Genomic DNA, 17710 nt, shown 5'->3' on the forward strand with positions numbered 1-17710 from the left:
TTTCGACCGTTGAACCGTCCACGCGGCCTTCGGCGGGCACCGCGCCGCCGATCGGGCCGTTTCGCCTCTGTCAAAATCGGGCCCAGACCTGAAGCCCGGCGCCAAGTGATCGGTGCGGGCCCTGGCCTGTCCGTTTGCCGCCCGCCGCGGCACCTGGCCGTTCGGCCCCCCTTTGAGGAGACATCCCATGACCGCATCCCGTGACGTTTACGTCGTCGGTGCTGCCCGCACCGCCATCGGCACCTTCGGCGGCAGCCTGAAAGACGTGCCGCTGGCCGACCTGGCGACGCTGGCCGTCAAGACCGCGCTGGCGCGCAGCGGGGCCGCGGCCGATCGCATCGGCCACCTGGCGATGGGCACGGTGATCCCCACCGAGCCCCGCGATGCCTACCTCAGCCGGGTCGCGGCGATGAACGCCGGCCTGCCCAAGGAAACCCCGGCCTTCAACGTCAACCGCCTGTGCGGCTCCGGCCTGCAGGCCATCATCTCGGCGTCGCAGGCCATCCTGCTGGGCGACTGCGACCTGGCCATCGGCGCCGGCGCCGAATCGATGAGCCGCGGCGCCTACCTGCTGCCGCAGGCCCGCTGGGGCGCCCGCATGGGCGACAGCCCGATGCTGGACTTCGTCGTCGGCGCGCTGCACGACCCGTTCCACAAGATCCACATGGGCATCACGGCCGAGAACGTGGCCGAGCAATACGGCATCAGCCGGACCCAGATGGACGAGTTGGCGGTCGAAAGCCACCGCCGTGCCGCCGCAGCCATCGCCGAAGGCCGCTTCAAGGACCAGATCGTGCCTGTCGTGATCGCCAGCCGCAAGGGCGACCTCAGCTTCGACACCGACGAGCACGTGAAGGCCGGCACCACGATGGAGACGCTGGCCAAGATGCGCGCCGCATTCAAGAAGGACGGCGCCGTCACCGCCGGCAACGCGTCGGGACTGAACGACGGTGCCGGCGCGGTGGTGCTGGCCAGCGCCGACGCGGTGGCGTCGGGCGGCCTGAAGCCGATCGCGCGCCTGGTGTCGTATGCGCACGCCGGCGTCGAACCGACGCTCATGGGCATCGGCCCGGTGCCGGCCACCCGCCTGGCGCTCAAGAAGGCCGGACTGACGGTGGCCGATCTGGACGTGATCGAGTCCAACGAGGCCTTTGCCGCCCAGGCCTGCGCCGTGGTCAAGGAGTTGGCGCTGGACCCCGCCAAGGTCAACCCCAACGGCTCCGGCATTTCGCTGGGCCATCCGATCGGTGCCACTGGTGCGATCATCACCACCAAGGCCTTGTACGAATTGCAGCGGGTGGGTGGCCGCTACGCGCTGGTGACCATGTGCATCGGCGGCGGCCAGGGCATTGCCGCCATCTTCGAACGCTGCTGATCGCCGGGAGGCGATCCGACGCCGTCAGCGCGCGCGCGGCTGACGCGCGTCACCGCTCGCCACCGCCAGGGCCGCCTGGCGGCGGTCGATCCAGCCGCGCAGGTCCGACCACATGGCGTGGACCTCGGCCGGCGCGATCCGGCGCGCATCGTGCAGCTCCAGCGTCACCACCGGCACCTGCTGCACCACGCCGCCGAAGTTGCCCAGCGACCCCGGATAGATGCCCACCGGATCCAGCGCCAGGCTGCCCACCTTGCGGGGCGGCGGCGGCGGGCCGTCGAAGTCCAGCACGCCGTAGGGCGCGTGCACCGAAACGATCAGCTGAGGCCGGAACTGCGCGATTTGCTTCAGCAGCCAGCGGGTCTCGGGTTCCGACATGGCCGCCGGGCCCGGGTAGCGGCGGGGGTCGCTGCGGGTGCGGCGCGTCCAGTAGCGCAGCGCGTCGCGCTGCCAATCGGGCGTCGGGAAGTTGCGGTTCAGGTCCACGCCGTGGGCATTCATCCGCCGCGGTGGCTGGTGCAACAAGCCATCCGGATTGACCAGCGGCACCATGCGCCAGTGGATGGCGGGGTCGGCCTCGCGCCGGGCGCGCTCCAGCCAATCGAACACGACGCTCACCGACGCCATCTCGTCACCGTGGATGCCGCCGATCACCAGCACCCGAAGGCGCGGCGTTCCGTGCGCGGGCGCGATGTCGCGCTGCCACAGCGGCACGCCTCTGACCGAGCGGCCGTCGCCGGCCTGCAGGCCGGCCGCTTCGCAGCGCTGAGCCGACACGCCTGCCAGCCGCGGCGCCACGCTGCGGCACCACGTCGCCAAGGCATCGGACGGCCGCTCTGCACGAGCCACCACGGCAGGCACGGCGTGGCTCGGCGCCGCGCCTGCCGCCACACTCGACGCGATGGTCAGCCACGCCACGACCCGGCGCAGCGCGCCGCGCCGGCCGTTCGGCGACGACCCGCCTGAAATAGGGAACCCAGGGTTTTTCATGGCGCCGCCGAGTGTAGGGGGATCACCGGCGCCGGCCTTGGCCTGCATCAGCGACACCGGCCTGACACAGGGAGCACCGGCCGCCGCGCCACAATCGGCCCATGATCGAAGCCCCCTTCATGCCCCGCGAGTCGTTCGACGATGCCGAGGCCGCGCTGGCGCGCGTGGTCTCGCTGTACCAGGACCAGGTCGCCCACCTGCGCCGGCACCTGCAGTCCTATGTGGCCGGCCAGGTCCCGGCCGGCCGGGTGCGGGGCTGGTACCCGAGCGTGCGGGTCCAGACCGACACCGTGGCCCGCGCCGACACCCGGCTGAGCTTCGGCTTCGTGGCCGGCCCCGGCGTCTACGAAACCACGCTGACACGGCCCGAACTGTTCGCCGACTACTATCTGGAGCAGTTCCGCCTGCTGCTGCGCAACCACGGCGTGACCCTAGAGATCGGCCTGGGCCACCAACCGCTGCCGGTGCACTTCTGCCTGGCCGAGGCCGAGCATGTGGAAGGCACGCTCAGTGCCGACCAGCGACTGCGCCTGCGCGACTTCTTCGACCTGCCGGACCTGGCCGCGATGGACGATGGGATCGCCAACGGCACCTTCGAGCCCGCGCCCAGGGAGCCCGCGCCGCTGGCCCTGTTCACCGCGCCGCGGGTGGACTACTCGCTGCATCGCCTGCGCCACTACACCGGCACCGCGCCCGAGCACTTCCAGAACTTCGTGCTGTTCACGAACTACCAGTTCTACATCGACGAATTCATCGCGCTGGGCCATCAGCTGATGCGTCACGAAGGCAGCGACTACAGCGCCTTCATCGAGCCGGGCAACGTCGTCACGCCACGCGCCGGCTCGGCCGCGCAGGTCAGCGGCAGCGCCCCGCCGCGCCTGCCGCAGATGCCGGCCTACCACCTCGTGCGGGAAGGCCATGGCGGCATCACGATGGTCAACATCGGCGTCGGCCCGGCCAACGCCAAGAACATCACCGACCACATCGCGGTGCTGCGCCCGCACGCCTGGATCATGCTGGGCCACTGCGCCGGGCTGCGCAACACCCAGCAGCTGGGCGACTACGTGCTCGCCCACGGCTATGTGCGCGAGGACCACGTGCTGGACGAGGAACTGCCGCTGTGGGTGCCCATCCCGCCGCTGGCCGAGGTGCAGCTGGCGCTGGAGCACGCGGTGGCCGAGGTCACCCAGCTTTCGGGCTACGAGCTGAAGAAGATCATGCGCACCGGCACCGTTGCCAGCACCGACAACCGCAATTGGGAGCTGCTGCCGCACCCGGGTCCCGAGCGCCGCTTCAGCCAGAGCCGGGCGATCGCGCTGGACATGGAAAGCGCCACCATCGCCGCCAATGGCTTTCGTTTCCGGGTGCCCTACGGTACCTTGCTGTGCGTCAGCGACAAGCCGCTGCACGGCGAGATCAAGCTGCCCGGCATGGCCAACCATTTCTACCGCGAGCGGGTGGACCAGCACCTGCGCATCGGGATCCGCGCCCTCGAATTGTTGCGCGAGGCCGGGGTCGGCCAGCTTCACAGCCGCAAGCTGCGCGGCTTTGCCGAGGTGGCGTTTCAATAGGCGCCGAGGCCGGTGCGGCAGGTCGGATCGACCTGCGCTGCCGCAAGCGGGCCGCACAAATCCTTGCGCGGCCCGTCGGGCAGGCGTAGGCTGAGCCGCATGGACGGCCCGCCCCACTTGCGGCGCCTTCGCGCCGAGACGGGCCGATGAGGAGAGCCACCATGTCAAGCCCAATCCCGGCTGCGGCCGGCACGCCTGCGCCAGCTGCAGCCGCCCTGCACGCGATTCGAACCCTGGCCTTGGTCGGCCCTGCCGCCGCAGGCAAGACCTCGCTGGCCGAGGCCCTGCTGGTCAAGGCCGGCGTGATCGGTGCTGCCGGCAGCCTGGAGCGCGGCACCACCGTCAGCGATTTCGATCCTCTCGAGCGCAAGTTCGGTCACTCGCTCAACGCCTCGGTGATGCACCTGGACCATGCCCAGACCCGCATCCACCTGATCGACACCCCGGGCGCGGCCGATTTCGTCGGCCAGTCGCTGCCCGCGCTGGAGGCGGTGGAGACGGCCGCCGTGGTCATCAACGCCGCCACCGGCATCGAGGCGATGGCGGTGCGCATGATGGAGCATGCGGCCCGGCGGCATCTGGACCGGCTCATCATCGTCAACAAGATCGACGCCCCCGGCGTCGATCTCGCCGGCCTGCTCGAACAGATCCAGGCCACCTTCGGCAAGGAATGCCTGCCGCTGAACCTGCCCAGCGCCGGGGGCACGCAGGTGGTCGACTGCTTCTACAACCGCGAAGGCTCGGCCGACTTCTCGTCGGTGGCGGCGGCGCACCGCGCGCTGGTCGAACAGGTGGTCGAGGTCGACGGTGAGTTCGTCGACCGTTACCTGAACGATGGCGACATCGACGCCTCCGAGCTGCATGCACCGCTGGAGGAAGCGCTGCGCCAGGGGCACTTGATCCCGGTCTGCTTCGTCTCGGCCCGGTCGGGCGCCGGCGTCAAGGAGTTGCTGGACGTGATCGTGCGCCTGCTGCCCGACCCGACCGAGGGCAATCCGCCCGATTTCCTGCGCGGCGAAGGCGACGCGGCCCAGCCGATGCATGCCACGCCCGATCCCGCACTGCATGTGCTGGCCCATGTGTTCAAGGTCACGGTGGACCCCTATGTCGGCAAGATGGGGGTGTTCCGGGTCCACCAGGGCACGGTCACGCGCGACAGCCTGCTCTACGTCGGCGACGGCCGCAAGCCGTTCAAGGTCGGCCACCTGTTCATGCTGCAGGGCAAGGACCATGTCGAGGTCGACCGCGCCTTGCCGGGCGACCTCTGCGCGATCGCCAAGATCGATGCGCTGCATTTCGATGCGGTGCTGCACGATGCCGCAGAGGACGACCACATCCACCTCGCGCCGCTCGATTTTCCGGTGCCCGTCCACGGCCTGGCGATCGAGCCCAAGCGCCACGGCGACGAGCAGCGCATGTGGGAGATCCTGCAGAAGCTGATCGACGAAGACCCGTGCCTGAACGTCGAACACGTCGCCGCCACCAACGAGACCCTCGTCAACGGGCTGGGCGAACTGCACCTGCGCATCCTGCTGGAGCGCCTGCGCGACGTGCACCGCTTCGAGGTCACCACCCGGCTGCCCAAGGTGGCCTACCGCGAAACCATCACCGCCAAGGCCGAAGGTCAGCATCGCCACAAGAAGCAGAGCGGCGGTGCCGGGCAGTTCGGCGAGGTCCACCTGCGGGTCGAACCGCTGGCACGCGGCAGCGGGTTCCGTTTCGTCGACGCGGTCAAGGGGGGCACGATCCCGGGCCAGTTCATGCCGGCGGTGGAGAAGGGCGTGCGCGAGGCGTTGGCCACCGGTGTGATTGCTGGTTATCCGGTGGTCGACATCCAGGTCACCGTGCACGACGGAAAGCACCACAGCGTCGACTCCAAGGAAATTGCCTTCGTCACGGCGGGGCGCAAGGCGGTCATCGCAGCCATCCTCGAAGCCCGCCCCATCGTGTTGGAGCCCATCGTCGACGTCGAGATCAGCGCGCCGGAGGCGGCCACCGGCGACATCACCGGCGACCTGGCCTCGCGCCGCGCCCAGGTCGGCGGCACCGACGGACAACCCGCCGGGCTGATGCGGGTTCGCGCCAAGGCGCCGCTGGCCGAGTTGAGCGCCTACCAGACCCGGCTCAACGCGTTGACCAGCGGCCAGGGCCGCTACACCCTGGCCCTGTCCCACTACGAGCCGGTGCCGCCCGGCGTGCAACAGCAACTGACCAGCAGCCACCGACTCGCCGAGGACTGAGGCGGGTGCAGGGCCGGGACGATGGCCCTGCCCTGCACCCAGGCTCCGGCGCGCAAGCCGGGCCGCCTTGATGGAGGCGGCCCCGGCCACTCTGGGCAAGCCGGCTTTATCATGGCGCCCATGCCTCCTGTCCGCGATGTGGCCGCGATCCGCCTCGACAACGCCCTGCTTCTTTTCGAGGAATTCGTCCGCAGCACGGCCCGCCATGCCGACGCCGCGACGCTTCGCGGCCTGGAGGGACGGTTCGCCGAGCGACTGCAGATCCAGCCCAGCTACTGGAGCCAGATCAAAGGGCGCTCGCGCCAGATCGGCGAACGCCTGGCGCGGCAGTTCGAGCAGTGCTGTCGCAAGCCCGCGGGCTGGATGGATCTTGACCACGCCGTGGCGACCGCGAAGCCGTCCGCCGTCCCCGGCACCGGCGACGACGCGCTGCCTCAGGATGACGACGAGCGCTTCATCGTCGGCCTGGTGCTGACCTATTACCGGCGCCACCCGCAGCGGGCCCGCACGCGCTTGCTGGACTTGTTGGGCGAGGTGCTGATCGCGCCGGCCCCGGCGAATGCCGTGCCAACGCCTGCGCAGCCTGCCGCCCGCCCTCCCGCGGTCCGTGCGGCGCCCCCGGCCGCGAATCCCGCTGACGCGATGGCCTTGTGGCAGGCCAGCCAGTCGGGGGTTCGGCCGCTGAAGAAAAAGCCCTGACGGGCAGGCGCCCGCGGCCTGCGGCGCCCAGGCCACGGTGTGCGCCAATTTGATAAATTTATCTTGCGCAAGATAATAAATGATTTATCATCAAGCCTCGATCTGGTGCTGCCATGCCCAGGCGAAGTCCCGGCGAGTCCCTGGCCGGCCGATCGATCCACCCGAGATGCCCATGTCCCAGACCACGATGCTGCACGCCCGCATGCCGGCCAAGCGCGTGAACTCCGGCGCCGGAGTGAATCGATGCGGCGCCCTGCCGAACCTTCCCGCTGTTCGCCGAATGGGCTGAGCGCCAGACGCTGAGCCAGCACCTCGACGGCCCGGGCAGGTTTCGACCTCCCGGGCCGTCGGCGTTTTCAGACGTCTTTTTTTTCACCGGACCGTGTTGCGTCGGCCCGGTCCGGGCCCCACGCGGGTCCGAGTTCTCGTCACCGCTGTCCAACCCTCAGGAGTGTTGCCATGAAGCTGATCCTCACCGTCCGTCGTCCGCGCAATCCACTGGCCGCCGCGGCTCGTGCCCGGCATGCCGGCGCCCATCGCCCGGGTCCGGGCGCACGCCGACAAGCCCAGCGCCGCGAACTGCGCCAGGACCTGATCCAGCTGGGCGACCTGCACAGCCCTTGAATCCGCAAACCCGCGCCGCCCTACCCCCGCGGCGCCTGATTTGGAGATGACTCCCATGCATCGCCCCGCCTACTCCACCCCGGTCTCTGCCTCCTGGCAGCCCGCGCCCGCACCGTTGACCCCGCTGCGCCGATGGCTGGCCAGGCGGCTGCGGCGAGCCGGTGCCGCATTGCAGCTGCTGGCGCGTCAGCTGACACCGTCTGCCGCACCCCCACCACCCACCCGGGTGCCAATGACCTTGCCTCAGCTGGAATTCCACGCCGACGCCGGTGCACCCGAAGGGGCGCTGTACGTCGACGGCGACTACGTCGGGCGACTGGGCATCGGCCGGCTTTGAGGCGGCCGGGGCGGGTCAAGCCCGGAGGCGGCTCAAGTCAGGCCCCGGTCGGCCGATACCAGGAGGGCGCCAGGCCGTCATCCGGTCGCGCTGACCCGATGCCACAGCCCTTTCCGAACGCTCCCGACCACCGGTTCCCCACGGATCTGGGAGGCTGGGTGCGTTACTTCCAGCAGGTCGAGATTCCCGTGCTCTCAGCCACGGCCAACCTGTTGGAAGACCTGCGCGCCATCGAGGACGACGTCGACGCCCGCATGCTGACCGAGGTGATCGCCGCCGATCCCCTGATGAGCCTGAAGCTGCTCGCCCACGTCGCCAGTTCGTCCAACCGCCGGCGCACGACCGATGTGGAAACCGTCGGACAGGCGTTGGTGCTGATGGGCATCACGCCGTTTTTCGCGGCCTTCGCGCCGCAGCGGACCATCGAGGTGCATCTGGCAGAGCAAGCTGCCGCCCTCGACGGTCTGTCGGCGGTGTTGCACCGTGCGCACCGGGCGGCCAGCTTTGCGCTGGGCTTTGCCGTGCACCGCATGGATCACGACGCACCGGTGATTCACCAGGCCGCCTTGCTGCACGACTTCGCCGAGATGCTGCTGTGGCTGCACGCGCCGGCGCTGGCGCTGGAGATCCAGCAGCGCCAGCGGGCCGACGCCAGCTTGCGCAGCGTCGCGGCGCAGCGCGATCTGCTGGGCGTGCCGCTGTCGGACATCCAGCACAGTCTGATGCAGGTCTGGCATCTACCGGAACTCCTGGTTCGCATCACCGACGACCGGCACGAAGAAGCCTCACAGGTCCGCAACGTGCTGCTGGCGATCCGGCTCGCCCGCCACACGGCGTCGGGCTGGGACAACCCGGCCATCCCGGATGACATCCGGGACATTGCCCAGTTGCTGAACATGGGCGTCGGCCCGACCGAAGCGCTGCTGCGCGACCTGGACCCCTGAGGCGCCCGCCCAGCGGGGCTCCGGACGCGAGCCTGGACCGGACGGCCATGTCGTCGATGTGTCACAACCCGCTGCCAGGATAGGGAGCCCGTGGACGCCTCGCAACGCCGGCTCAGCACCTCGCTCACGCCAAGGCAGCGGATGCAGGCACGGTCTGGTCGGCGTCACATTCGGATTCACACCTTTACAGTGCCTGATCGTGAGGCAAGACGCGTGGGTCATGATCGGCGTCCGCACGACGACGAAGGAAATGCACCATGTCCGACGAATTCGACGAGTTGACCGATCCCTCGCTCTTGCGGCGAGGCAGCGACCGGGTCAAGGTCATCGATCGCCCGCAAGGGGCTCGGGTGGCTCGACTGGTGTCGCGCCTGTATCGCGCCGCCGAACCGAAGCTGCGTGCGGCGCTGCTCGTCTGCCTGGTCAGGCCGCTGGGCTCCTTGGGCCTGGTTGCCGTGGCGGCCGGCGCATTTGCAGGATTTCTGCGCTCCGGCGATGCCGCCAGCACCGGGGCCGCGATGGACGTGGAACGGTTTTCCAGAGAGCAGGTGGCCGAACTGGCGAATTTCGTTGCGCAGGTCAGCCCGGACGCGCTTCGCGAGTTCGCCCAACTGATCGCCGAGAAGCCCGTCGGCATCGCCGCCTTCAGCGTGTCGGCCGCCGTACTGCTGTTGCATGCCTTGCGCGACGAGGTACCCGCCCCGGCCGCACCCAGGAACGGCACGAAGACCGATCCTGACCGCGGCCGCAGCGACTGAGACGAGCTCGGTCGCTCTGACCGGGCTTCGTCCCGTTCGGGCGGCACCGGCGCCGACACTCGGACGGCCCTGTGCCCAGGCCTGTCGGCGTGGGTCCGAATCTGCACCGCGTGACGAACGGGCCGCGCTGGCGGCGGCCGCGCCGCTCCGAGACCCTCTCCGGTGGTTGGCGCCCAGGCGGCGCACAATCAAACGAAGATCGTCACGAGTGTGTCCATGTCCATCACCCACGTGCCTGCCACCGAGCTGCGTTTCCATGTCGACCCCGCCGAGCTGGGATTTGCCGACACCTCCGAGCTGATGCAACAGCCGCTGCGCTGGATCGGGCAGGAGCGCGCCGAGCAGGCTGGCCGCTTCGGCCTGCAGATGGCGCAGCCGGGCTACAACCTGTTCGTGTTGGGCGAGGTCGGCAGCGGCAGGTCCTCGCTCATGAGCCAGATGATGTACGAGGAGGCTGCAAAGCGGACCGTGCCGCCCGACCTGTGCTACCTGCACAACTTCGAGATGCCGGAGCATCCCCTCGCGTTGCGTCTGCCTGCCGGCGAGGGACGATTGCTGCGAGAACTGATGGCGAATCTTGCCAAGACGCTCCAGGCGGAGATCCCCAAGCGGCTGCTGGCACCCGACATCACGTCCGAAAGCGAACGCATCACGGCCACCTGCAAGGCCGAGGAGGACAACGCCTTTGCCGCGCTCAGCGCCTTTGCGCAGGCACGCAACTTCGGGCTTATGCGGGAGCAGGGCCGCCTGGTGTTCACCCAGCGCGACGACCAGGGCGAACCCCTGACGGCCAGCAAGGCCATGGCGCTGGCGCCCGAGCAGCGGGCCCGCATCGATGCCGCAGAAGCCGAGTTGCGCACCGAAATCGGCCGCTTCCTGGAGAAAGCGCGGCCGCGTGAACTGGCGATGAACGAGGCGCTGATGGCCTTGCGGCGCCAGCGCATCAAGCCCTTGCTGGACCACGAGTTGCAGGAGATCCGAAACCGCTTGCGCAAGCAGATCAAGGACTCGGTCAAGCTCGGCCAGTACCTCGAACAGGTCCTGCACGACGTGCTGGAGAACCTGGAACTGTTCCAGTCCGAAGAGGAGCCGGCAGAGGAGCGCGTCGCTGCGCTGCTTGCGGTGATTTCTCGCTTGCGGGTCAATGTCGTGGTCGACAACCACGGCCGCGAGGGTGCACCCGTGATCGTGGACGCCAACCCGTTGTTCCGCTCGCTGTTCGGCAGCATCGAATATGAGTCGGAAGACGGCGTGCTGGTGACCGACTTCTCGCGCATCCGTGCCGGCAGCCTGCTCAAGGCCCACGGCGGCTTTCTGATGCTGCACTTGCGCGACCTGCTGGCCGATGAACTGGTACGGGAGACGCTTCGCCGATTCATGCGGAGCGGACGGCTGCAGATCGAGGAACCGGGCATGGTCAACGCCCCGGTCAGCGCGGTGTCGCTGCAGCCCGAACCGGTCGATGTCGAGGTGAAGATCGTCCTGATCGCGTCGGTCGAAGACTACTATCTGGTGCAGGAAGGGGATCCCGAGTTCGCACGCCGGTTCCGCTGCAAGGTCGACTTCGCCGAGAGTTTCCAGGCCACCGCAGGCACCCGCCGCGCCACGGCGATCTTCGTTGCCCATACCTGCCGAAAGATGGGCTTGCCGCATTTTTCGGCCGCCGCCGTGGCCGCCCTGATCGAGGAGACCCACCGTGAGGCCGAAGATCAGGCGCGGCAAAGCGCCATCTTCGCGCACACCGAAGCGCTGGTGATGGAAAGCGCCGGGGTTGCGCGATCGCGCGGCGCGGATCTGGTCGCATTGGCCGATGTGCGGGTCGCCGTCGACGCGCGCATCCACCGGCATGACTATCCCGAGCAACGTCTTCAGGAGTCCATCACCGATGGCGAGCGCCTGCTGAGCGTGGACGGCGAGCGGGTGGGCCAGGTGAATGGACTGACGGTCCTGGATCTGGGCGACTACCAGTTCGGCTTTCCGGTCCGGGTGACCGCATCGACCCATGCCGGCGAGGAGGGGTTGCTCGATATCGAGCGCGAGGTCGAGATGTCCGGCCCGATCCACAACAAGGGCGTGCTGATCCTGCAGAGCTACCTTTCATCTCTCTTCGCGCACGTTGCGCCGCTGGCACTGAACGCCGCGGTGGTGTTCGAACAGGAGTACAGCGGTGTCGAGGGCGACTCGGCCTCCTGTGCCGAGTTCTACGCCTTGCTGTCGGCGCTGTCCGGGTTTCCGCTGCGCCAGGGCATTGCCGTGACAGGCGCGTTGAACCAGCACGGTGACATGTTGCCGGTCGGCGCCATCAACGAGAAGATCGAAGGCTATTTCGGGAGTTGCGAGCGGCTGGGCCTGGACGGACAGCAGGGCGTGCTGATCCCGCAGCGCAATCGCCGCCACCTGATGCTGGCTCCACGGGTGGCGGATGCCGTGGCCGGCGGGCGCTTCCACATCTACACCGCCGACCATGTCTGCGACGGCATGGAACTGCTGACCCGGCAGGGCTTCGGTACGCTGGGACCGCGCGGCTACCCGGCAGGCACCGTGCTGGGGCAGGCCGAAATGACGTTGAAGAACTATCGCCGTGCATGCGAAGACGTGGGTACGCGCGGGATGGAACACAAGCTGCGCGCACCCAACCTGCGGCGCCGCGAATGGCGCCGGTGACGGTTGCCGTCGGCGCACGCGCCGGCACCGCAGCGACGGCCGGCACTCGCTGTCCAGGGGGGGGCCTGAAGGCGCCCTTGAGTTCGGTCAACGCCGATGACCGGGAAAGCGAGTCACATCCTTCGATCGCGTGATCGATGTCGTTCGGCATCCGACCCTGAGGAGAGCAGACATGAGTTCCAGACAGGTTGTTCTTTGCGCTCCCGTGCGCACCGCCATCGGCACCTATGGCGGAAGCCTCAAAGACGTCACCGCCCCTGCCCTGGGGGCGGCAGCCATTCGCGAAACCCTGAAGCGCTCGTCGCTGGCGCCGGACCAGATCCAGACCCTGGTGATGGGCAACGTGATCCAGGCGGGCGTGAAGATGAATCCGGCGCGCCAAGCCGGTATCGCCGGTGGCCTGCCGGTGGCGGTCCCGGCGCTCACCGTCAACCGCGTGTGCGGCTCGGGCGCGCAGGCCGTTGCCAGCGCGGCGCTGGAGATCTGGTCCGGCATGATCGATTGCGCGATTGCCGGCGGCATGGAGAACATGGACCGCGCGCCCTACCTGCTGCCACAAGGCCGCTGGGGTGCGCGCATGGGCGACGTGACGCTGTTCGACAGCATGCTTTACGACGGGCTGCACGATGCCTTCAGCGGCCAGCACTCGGGCTGGCACACCGAGGATCTGGTGATCAAGAACGCCATTTCCCGCGCGGATCAGGATCGCTGGGCGTTGCGCTCGCAACAGCGTTTCGCGGCGGCACAGGCCTCAGGAAAATTTGACGGCGAGATCCTCGCGTTCGAGGTGCCCGGCAAGAAGGGGCCGACGCTGTTTGCGAAGGACGAGCACAACCGCCCCGAAACCACGGCCGAGTCGCTCGCCAGGCTCAAGCCGGCCTTCCGCAAGGACGGCACGATCACCGCGGGCAACGCGCCCGGTCTCAATTCCGCCGGCGCCGCGATGGTCGTCGCCGAGCGGGGCTGGGCCGAGAAGAACGGCTTGCTGCCCATGGCCCGGCTGGTGAGCTATGGCGTCGGCGCCGTGGAGCCCGGTTTCTTCGGGCTCGGTCCGGTGCCGGCCGTGCGCCAGGCGCTTTCGCGTGCCGGTTGGCAGGTGGGCGACGTCGACCGCGTCGAGATCAACGAGGCTTTTGCCGCGATCACATTGGCGTGCCTGCGCGAGATCGGTTTCGCCGAAGACAAGGTCAACGTCGAAGGCGGTGCGATCGCCCACGGACACCCGATCGGCGCCAGCGGTGCCGTGCTCACCGTCAAGCTGCTGCACTCGATGCGCCGCGACGGCTGCAGGCGCGGCATCGTCACGCTGTGCATCGGCGGGGGCCAGGGCATTGCGCTGGCGGTCGAGGCCCTTTAGGGTCCGGGTCGGAACCGCCGCCCGGCCGTCACATGGGAATCGATTCGCCGCCGTGGCCGCCGCAGCCGAGCCGTCCCAGCACGTCTGCCATGACCTCCGGACGATGGATCAGGTCGATATGGGCTGCGGCCGGCACAGCGTGGAGCCGGGCTCCCGGCAGGCACGCCCCTGACGCCGGAAACACGATGTTGTCGCAGGCGCTGAAGTAGCAGGTGAACAGGCCCGCTCGGACGGGTGGCTCCTGCGCGGCCAGACGGGTCAACCAGTCGCTGCCGATTCGCATCTGGCGTCCGTTGTCGGTCAGCGCCCAACGGGCCAGCCAGGTGCCTCGGTGCGGCGTGCCCAGCGTCATCGCCGAATGGATGCGCACATCGGCCGAGTGGGCCTGGAGCCAGGCCCGGATGGCCAGGCCGCCCATGCTGTGTCCGACCAGCAGCGGTGGCGTTCCGGTGGTGACCTCCAGGCGCCGCACCGCCGCCTCGATCCGTGGGATGTAGTCATCGATGGGGCCAAAGACCGGTTCGAGATTCACCGCCACGAATGGATGGCCGCGAAGGCGCAGCTGGCGCATCCAGGGATTCCACAGGCCCCGGTTGCAGATGAAACCATGCACCAGCACCAGGCCTCGTCGGCCCTGCGCTTCGGGTGGCAGGTGGTCCGGCTCGCGGCGGGAGCGAAACGGCTGCCGCCACAGGAAGACCTTCGGCGCCGTCCCGACCTCGCGCCACCAGGCCAGGGCCCATTGCCGCAGGGTGGCGGGCGGCCCGGGGTCGCTGCGGTTGATGACGCTCGCCAACAGGAAGCCGGCCGCCAGCCAGGCCGCATGGCCGAAGACCAGCAGCGCGGCACCCGTCGCAGCGGCCAAGGCATGGCCCGAGTTCCCCTGCCACGCCAACCACCCCAGCAAGGTCGCCAGCCAGGTCAGGGCAATGAATTGTTGGAGCCGGGCAAGCATGTGGGCAGGTCGAGCATGGCGGACCCGTGTGGTCCCGACGCCGATTCTCGCCGCAGACCCGCGCCGGGATCACAGCGGGCCAGTCAGGGTAGGCTTGGGTCATGGCTGTGGATGCATCGATACTGCTTTCCCATCTGGCGCAGGTGGACCAGGAGCGCCAGATCCGCGACGCCGATCCGGTGCTGGCCCAGACCGTGGCCGCCGTGAAGGCCTATCAGCAACGCCGTTTTGCGCGCACCCACGCCGGCTTGCTGGCAGACCCACGGTATGCCGGCGCGGCGCGTTTCTTCCTGGAGGACTTGTACGGGCCGCAGGATTTCCGCGACCGAGACGCCCAGTTCGCACGCATCGTCCCCGCGCTGGTCCGCCTGTTCCCTGACGAGATCGTGGCGACCGTCAGCGACCTCACCGCCCTGCACGCGCTGTCTGAGCAGTTGGATACCGCCATGGCGCGCCAGTTGACGTCGCAGTCAGTCAGCCGGGCAAGCTATGCCCAGGCCTGGCAAGGCGTGGGGCGAAGGCTGGATCGGTTGCGTCAAGTCGACATGGTGCTGGCGCTGGGGCAGCGCCTGGAGCACTACACGCAGAGGCGCCTGCTGCGCCAGACCCTTCGGTTGATGCGCGCGCCCGCCCATGCCGCGGGCTTGGCAGCGCTGCAAACCTTCCTGGAGCGCGGCTTCGACACGTTTGCGGCGATGCAGGGCGCCGGTCCATTTCTGGACAGCATCCGCCGCGATGAGGTGGCGCTGATGACCCGCTTGTTCGAGCCCGGTGCCATCGCCGCCGCGCAAGGACGCTTGGTCGACGACGACCCGTTGAACCAATTGCCCTGACCAGGCCGCCCGCCATGCACGCCCAGCGCCATGCCGCATTCGATGCACTCGGACTGACCGTCCTCCAGCGCGACTGGCTGTCGTCGAACCATGTCGTGTTCGGCGCCGTCGGACCGACCCCGTCGGCGGTGGTGGACACTGGCTATGGCCGGCACAGCGCGATGACGCTGGCGCTGGTGGAACATGCCCTGGCTGGTCACGCGTTGGACAGGATCGTCAACACCCACTTGCACTCCGATCATTGCGGCGGCAATCGCGCCCTGCAGGACCGCTATCCCCAGGTGCGAACGTTCGTGCCCGCAGCGTCCTATGCGGTGGCGCACGCCTGGGACGAGTCTCGGCTGAGCTATCGGCCGACCGATCAGCGGTGCGAGCGCTTCCAGGTCGACGCCCCGGTCGAGCCGGGCGCCGTTCTCTCGCTCGGGCCTGCCGAATGGCAGGTGCTGGCGGCCCCCGGCCACGACGCGGACGCATTGATGTTGTTCGAGCCCCAGACACGCGTGTTGATCGCCGGCGATGCGCTGTGGGAAGACCGGCTGGCCATCATCTTCCCGGAACTGGAGGAGCGACCCGGTTTCGCGCCCGCACGCCAGACCTTGGCGTTGATCGAGTCGCTGGCGCCACGCTGGGTCATCCCCGGCCACGGCACGGCGTTCGACGACCTGCCCGGCGCCTTGGCCGCCAGCCGAAGGCGGCTGGATGCGTTCGAGCGCGATCCGGACAAACACCGGCGACACGCTGCGCGAGCGCTGTTGATGTTCCACATGATGGACCGGGAACGCGTCGACCGCCTGGCGCTGGAAACCTGGCTGCTGCGCACGCCCATCTTTGTCCAGATGGCCGGCCATGCGCGTCTGCCGGGTGGCACCACGGCCTGGGCGGCCGGCTTGATCGACAGCCTGCTCGACGACAACCTGCTGACCGAGCACGACCAGGTGCTGAGATACCGGCGCGAGGCTTAGAACGCCACGGTCACCCGCCACCCAGCGGGATGGACACGGCGCCAGGACGCGATCGGCCGGTGGCGCTCAACGGCGCCGCAAGAGCGACCGCAGGCGCTCGTTCTCTGCCAGCAGCGCCATCACCAGCGCGACACCCGGCCAATCCAGCTCGAGGTCACGAACCAGGCGCAAGGCCCTGCGCGTCTGTGGCAGCGCGTCACCGCTGAAACGCCACTCCTCGGCACAGATGCCGGTCGGCTGGAGCAGGCATTCGTCGATCAGCGCCCGGACCTGCTCCGGCTCCGCACCGCTGGCCTGACACAGGCTGTCCAGCGTGAATTCGACATGATCTTCGACAACGACGGTTGTCATCAGACGGATTTCGGATTCGGCCATGAATGTCAAGCCTCCAGCGCGGCACGCGGGTTGTAGGACGGAAATGCCCGGGCAAGCGCGCCGTAGGCTTCCCTGTCGGACGCCGAGGTTGCCGAAGGCAGCGCGACGACCAGCACCGCGTACAGGTCTCCAGGCTGCTTTCCAGGCAGGCCTTTGCCTTTGAGGCGCAGCTTGCGTCCCGACGACGACCCCGGCGGAATGCCCAGCTGCACGTGGCCATCGGGGGTCGGCGCGGTGACGGTGGCGCCGAGGGCCGCCTCCCAGGGGGTGACCGGCAAGTCGAAGTAAAGATCGGCGCCGTCAAGCCGAAACACCGGATGCGGCAGCAATTCGATTTCCAGGTAGAGGTCACCCGCCGGCGCCCCGCCGTGACCGATGCCCCCCTGGCCTGCCAGCCTCAGGTGCTGTCCCTCGCGAACCCCCTTCGGGATGCTGACCTCCAGTCGGCGCTCCTGGAGCGTGGTTTGCCCGGTCGCGTCGACCACGGGCATGTGCAGCGAGAGCACGCGCTGCGCGCCTTGGTATGCGTCCTTCAGATCGATGGCCACCTTGGCATGGTGATCCCGCCCTTGCATGGCCGCCGCACCCGAAGCATGGCGACGCGGGCCTTGTGCGCCGGTGCGCCCGAACAGCGACTCGAAGAAATCGCTGAAGGCCTTTTCGTCCATGGCCTCGGGGCGGCGGCGCCCGTCCATGCCGCCGGGACCGCGCCCACTGAATTCGTAACCGCTGTCCCACCCAGGTGGGGGTTCGAAGGCCTGCCCGCGGGCATGGCGCTGAGCGATGTCGTCGTACGCCGCACGGCGCTCAGGGTCGATCAAGGCCTCGTGGGCCTCGGCCACGTCCTTGAAACGTGCCTCGGCATCGGGCTCTTTGCTGACGTCCGGGTGGTACTTGCGGGCCAGCCGGCGGTAGGCACGCTTGATTTCCTCCGGAGTCGCCGTGCGCTCGACACCCAGCGTCGCGTAGTAGTCCTTGAATTCCATTCGCGGCTTTCGAAAATGACGGCGTTCACGCTGACAACCC

At 68.8% G+C, this 17710-nt stretch carries 15 protein-coding genes; 11 read left to right on the forward strand and 4 right to left on the reverse strand.

What is annotated here, in order from left to right:
- Nucleotides 1-187 precede the first annotated feature (187 nt).
- The gene (locus AC0N04_RS02095; RefSeq protein WP_474278124.1) at nucleotides 188-1375 is read left to right on the forward strand and encodes an acetyl-CoA C-acyltransferase family protein; all 1188 of its coding nucleotides are present in this window, start codon (nucleotides 188-190) and stop codon (nucleotides 1373-1375) included.
- Nucleotides 1376-1399: 24 nt separating this feature from the next.
- Here AC0N04_RS02095 and AC0N04_RS02100 read toward each other — a convergent pair whose 3' ends face one another.
- Nucleotides 1400-2365 (reverse strand): M14 family zinc carboxypeptidase, encoded by a 966-nt coding sequence (locus AC0N04_RS02100; RefSeq protein ID WP_474278126.1) that lies wholly within the window; start codon nucleotides 2363-2365, stop codon nucleotides 1400-1402.
- A 101-nt stretch (nucleotides 2366-2466) separates the two neighbouring features.
- Between AC0N04_RS02100 and AC0N04_RS02105 the strand changes: the two genes are divergently transcribed.
- From AC0N04_RS02105 to AC0N04_RS02140, 8 genes are all read left to right on the forward strand, one after another.
- On the forward strand, nucleotides 2467-3936 hold the full coding sequence (locus AC0N04_RS02105) for an AMP nucleosidase (protein WP_474278128.1): 1470 nt from the start codon (nucleotides 2467-2469) through the stop codon (nucleotides 3934-3936).
- 161 nt (nucleotides 3937-4097) lie between these two features.
- Nucleotides 4098-6176: an elongation factor G gene (gene fusA, locus AC0N04_RS02110; RefSeq protein ID WP_474278130.1), complete on the forward strand. Its 2079-nt coding sequence runs from the start codon at nucleotides 4098-4100 to the stop codon at nucleotides 6174-6176.
- A gap of 120 nt (nucleotides 6177-6296) precedes the next feature.
- Nucleotides 6297-6875 (forward strand): hypothetical protein, encoded by a 579-nt coding sequence (locus AC0N04_RS02115; RefSeq protein ID WP_474278131.1) that lies wholly within the window; start codon nucleotides 6297-6299, stop codon nucleotides 6873-6875.
- A 459-nt stretch (nucleotides 6876-7334) separates the two neighbouring features.
- A complete protein-coding gene (locus AC0N04_RS02120; protein WP_474278132.1) occupies nucleotides 7335-7499 on the forward strand; it encodes a hypothetical protein in 165 nt (54 codons plus the stop codon).
- A gap of 435 nt (nucleotides 7500-7934) precedes the next feature.
- Entirely contained in the window at nucleotides 7935-8780 is an 846-nt protein-coding gene (locus tag AC0N04_RS02125; RefSeq protein ID WP_474278133.1) for an HDOD domain-containing protein, read from the forward strand.
- Nucleotides 8781-9037: 257 nt separating this feature from the next.
- Complete coding sequence (locus AC0N04_RS02130) at nucleotides 9038-9538, forward strand: hypothetical protein (protein WP_474278134.1); 501 nt, start codon at nucleotides 9038-9040, stop codon at nucleotides 9536-9538.
- A gap of 216 nt (nucleotides 9539-9754) precedes the next feature.
- Nucleotides 9755-12202 carry a Lon protease family protein gene (locus tag AC0N04_RS02135; RefSeq protein WP_474278136.1) on the forward strand — a complete coding sequence of 816 codons (2448 nt, stop codon included), beginning with the start codon at nucleotides 9755-9757 and terminating at the stop codon, nucleotides 12200-12202.
- Between the two features lie 172 nt (nucleotides 12203-12374).
- On the forward strand, nucleotides 12375-13559 hold the full coding sequence (locus AC0N04_RS02140) for a thiolase family protein (protein ID WP_474278138.1): 1185 nt from the start codon (nucleotides 12375-12377) through the stop codon (nucleotides 13557-13559).
- A 28-nt stretch (nucleotides 13560-13587) separates the two neighbouring features.
- On the opposite strand, the gene AC0N04_RS02145 is transcribed toward AC0N04_RS02140, so the two are convergent.
- Nucleotides 13588-14514 carry an alpha/beta fold hydrolase gene (locus AC0N04_RS02145; RefSeq protein WP_474278140.1) on the reverse strand — a complete coding sequence of 309 codons (927 nt, stop codon included), beginning with the start codon at nucleotides 14512-14514 and terminating at the stop codon, nucleotides 13588-13590.
- A gap of 101 nt (nucleotides 14515-14615) precedes the next feature.
- On the opposite strand from AC0N04_RS02145, the gene AC0N04_RS02150 reads away from it, so the two are divergent.
- Entirely contained in the window at nucleotides 14616-15347 is a 732-nt protein-coding gene (locus AC0N04_RS02150) for a DUF8198 family protein (RefSeq protein WP_474278142.1), read from the forward strand.
- Nucleotides 15348-15361: 14 nt separating this feature from the next.
- Entirely contained in the window at nucleotides 15362-16309 is a 948-nt protein-coding gene (locus tag AC0N04_RS02155) for an MBL fold metallo-hydrolase (RefSeq protein WP_474278144.1), read from the forward strand.
- Nucleotides 16310-16375: 66 nt separating this feature from the next.
- On the opposite strand, the gene AC0N04_RS02160 is transcribed toward AC0N04_RS02155, so the two are convergent.
- Both AC0N04_RS02160 and AC0N04_RS02165 read right to left on the reverse strand, forming a co-directional pair.
- Entirely contained in the window at nucleotides 16376-16684 is a 309-nt protein-coding gene (locus tag AC0N04_RS02160; RefSeq protein WP_474278146.1) for a chaperone modulator CbpM, read from the reverse strand.
- 5 nt (nucleotides 16685-16689) lie between these two features.
- A complete protein-coding gene (locus AC0N04_RS02165) occupies nucleotides 16690-17670 on the reverse strand; it encodes a DnaJ C-terminal domain-containing protein (RefSeq protein WP_474278148.1) in 981 nt (326 codons plus the stop codon).
- Between the last annotated feature and the right edge of the window lie 40 nt (nucleotides 17671-17710).

The sequence above is a fragment of the Ideonella sp. sgz306126 genome, assembly GCF_056032705.1.

Coding starts and splice junctions, on each gene's coding strand:
- AC0N04_RS02095 (WP_474278124.1), top strand. CDS start 188: ATGACCGCATCCCGTGACGTTTACGTCGTCGGTGCTGCCCGCACCGCC.
- AC0N04_RS02100 (WP_474278126.1), bottom strand. CDS start 2,365: ATGAAAAACCCTGGGTTCCCTATTTCAGGCGGGTCGTCGCCGAACGGC.
- AC0N04_RS02105 (WP_474278128.1), top strand. CDS start 2,467: ATGATCGAAGCCCCCTTCATGCCCCGCGAGTCGTTCGACGATGCCGAG.
- fusA (WP_474278130.1), top strand. CDS start 4,098: ATGTCAAGCCCAATCCCGGCTGCGGCCGGCACGCCTGCGCCAGCTGCA.
- AC0N04_RS02115 (WP_474278131.1), top strand. CDS start 6,297: ATGCCTCCTGTCCGCGATGTGGCCGCGATCCGCCTCGACAACGCCCTG.
- AC0N04_RS02120 (WP_474278132.1), top strand. CDS start 7,335: ATGAAGCTGATCCTCACCGTCCGTCGTCCGCGCAATCCACTGGCCGCC.
- AC0N04_RS02125 (WP_474278133.1), top strand. CDS start 7,935: ATGCCACAGCCCTTTCCGAACGCTCCCGACCACCGGTTCCCCACGGAT.
- AC0N04_RS02130 (WP_474278134.1), top strand. CDS start 9,038: ATGTCCGACGAATTCGACGAGTTGACCGATCCCTCGCTCTTGCGGCGA.
- AC0N04_RS02135 (WP_474278136.1), top strand. CDS start 9,755: ATGTCCATCACCCACGTGCCTGCCACCGAGCTGCGTTTCCATGTCGAC.
- AC0N04_RS02140 (WP_474278138.1), top strand. CDS start 12,375: ATGAGTTCCAGACAGGTTGTTCTTTGCGCTCCCGTGCGCACCGCCATC.
- AC0N04_RS02145 (WP_474278140.1), bottom strand. CDS start 14,514: ATGCTTGCCCGGCTCCAACAATTCATTGCCCTGACCTGGCTGGCGACC.
- AC0N04_RS02150 (WP_474278142.1), top strand. CDS start 14,616: ATGGCTGTGGATGCATCGATACTGCTTTCCCATCTGGCGCAGGTGGAC.
- AC0N04_RS02155 (WP_474278144.1), top strand. CDS start 15,362: ATGCACGCCCAGCGCCATGCCGCATTCGATGCACTCGGACTGACCGTC.
- AC0N04_RS02160 (WP_474278146.1), bottom strand. CDS start 16,684: ATGGCCGAATCCGAAATCCGTCTGATGACAACCGTCGTTGTCGAAGAT.
- AC0N04_RS02165 (WP_474278148.1), bottom strand. CDS start 17,670: ATGGAATTCAAGGACTACTACGCGACGCTGGGTGTCGAGCGCACGGCG.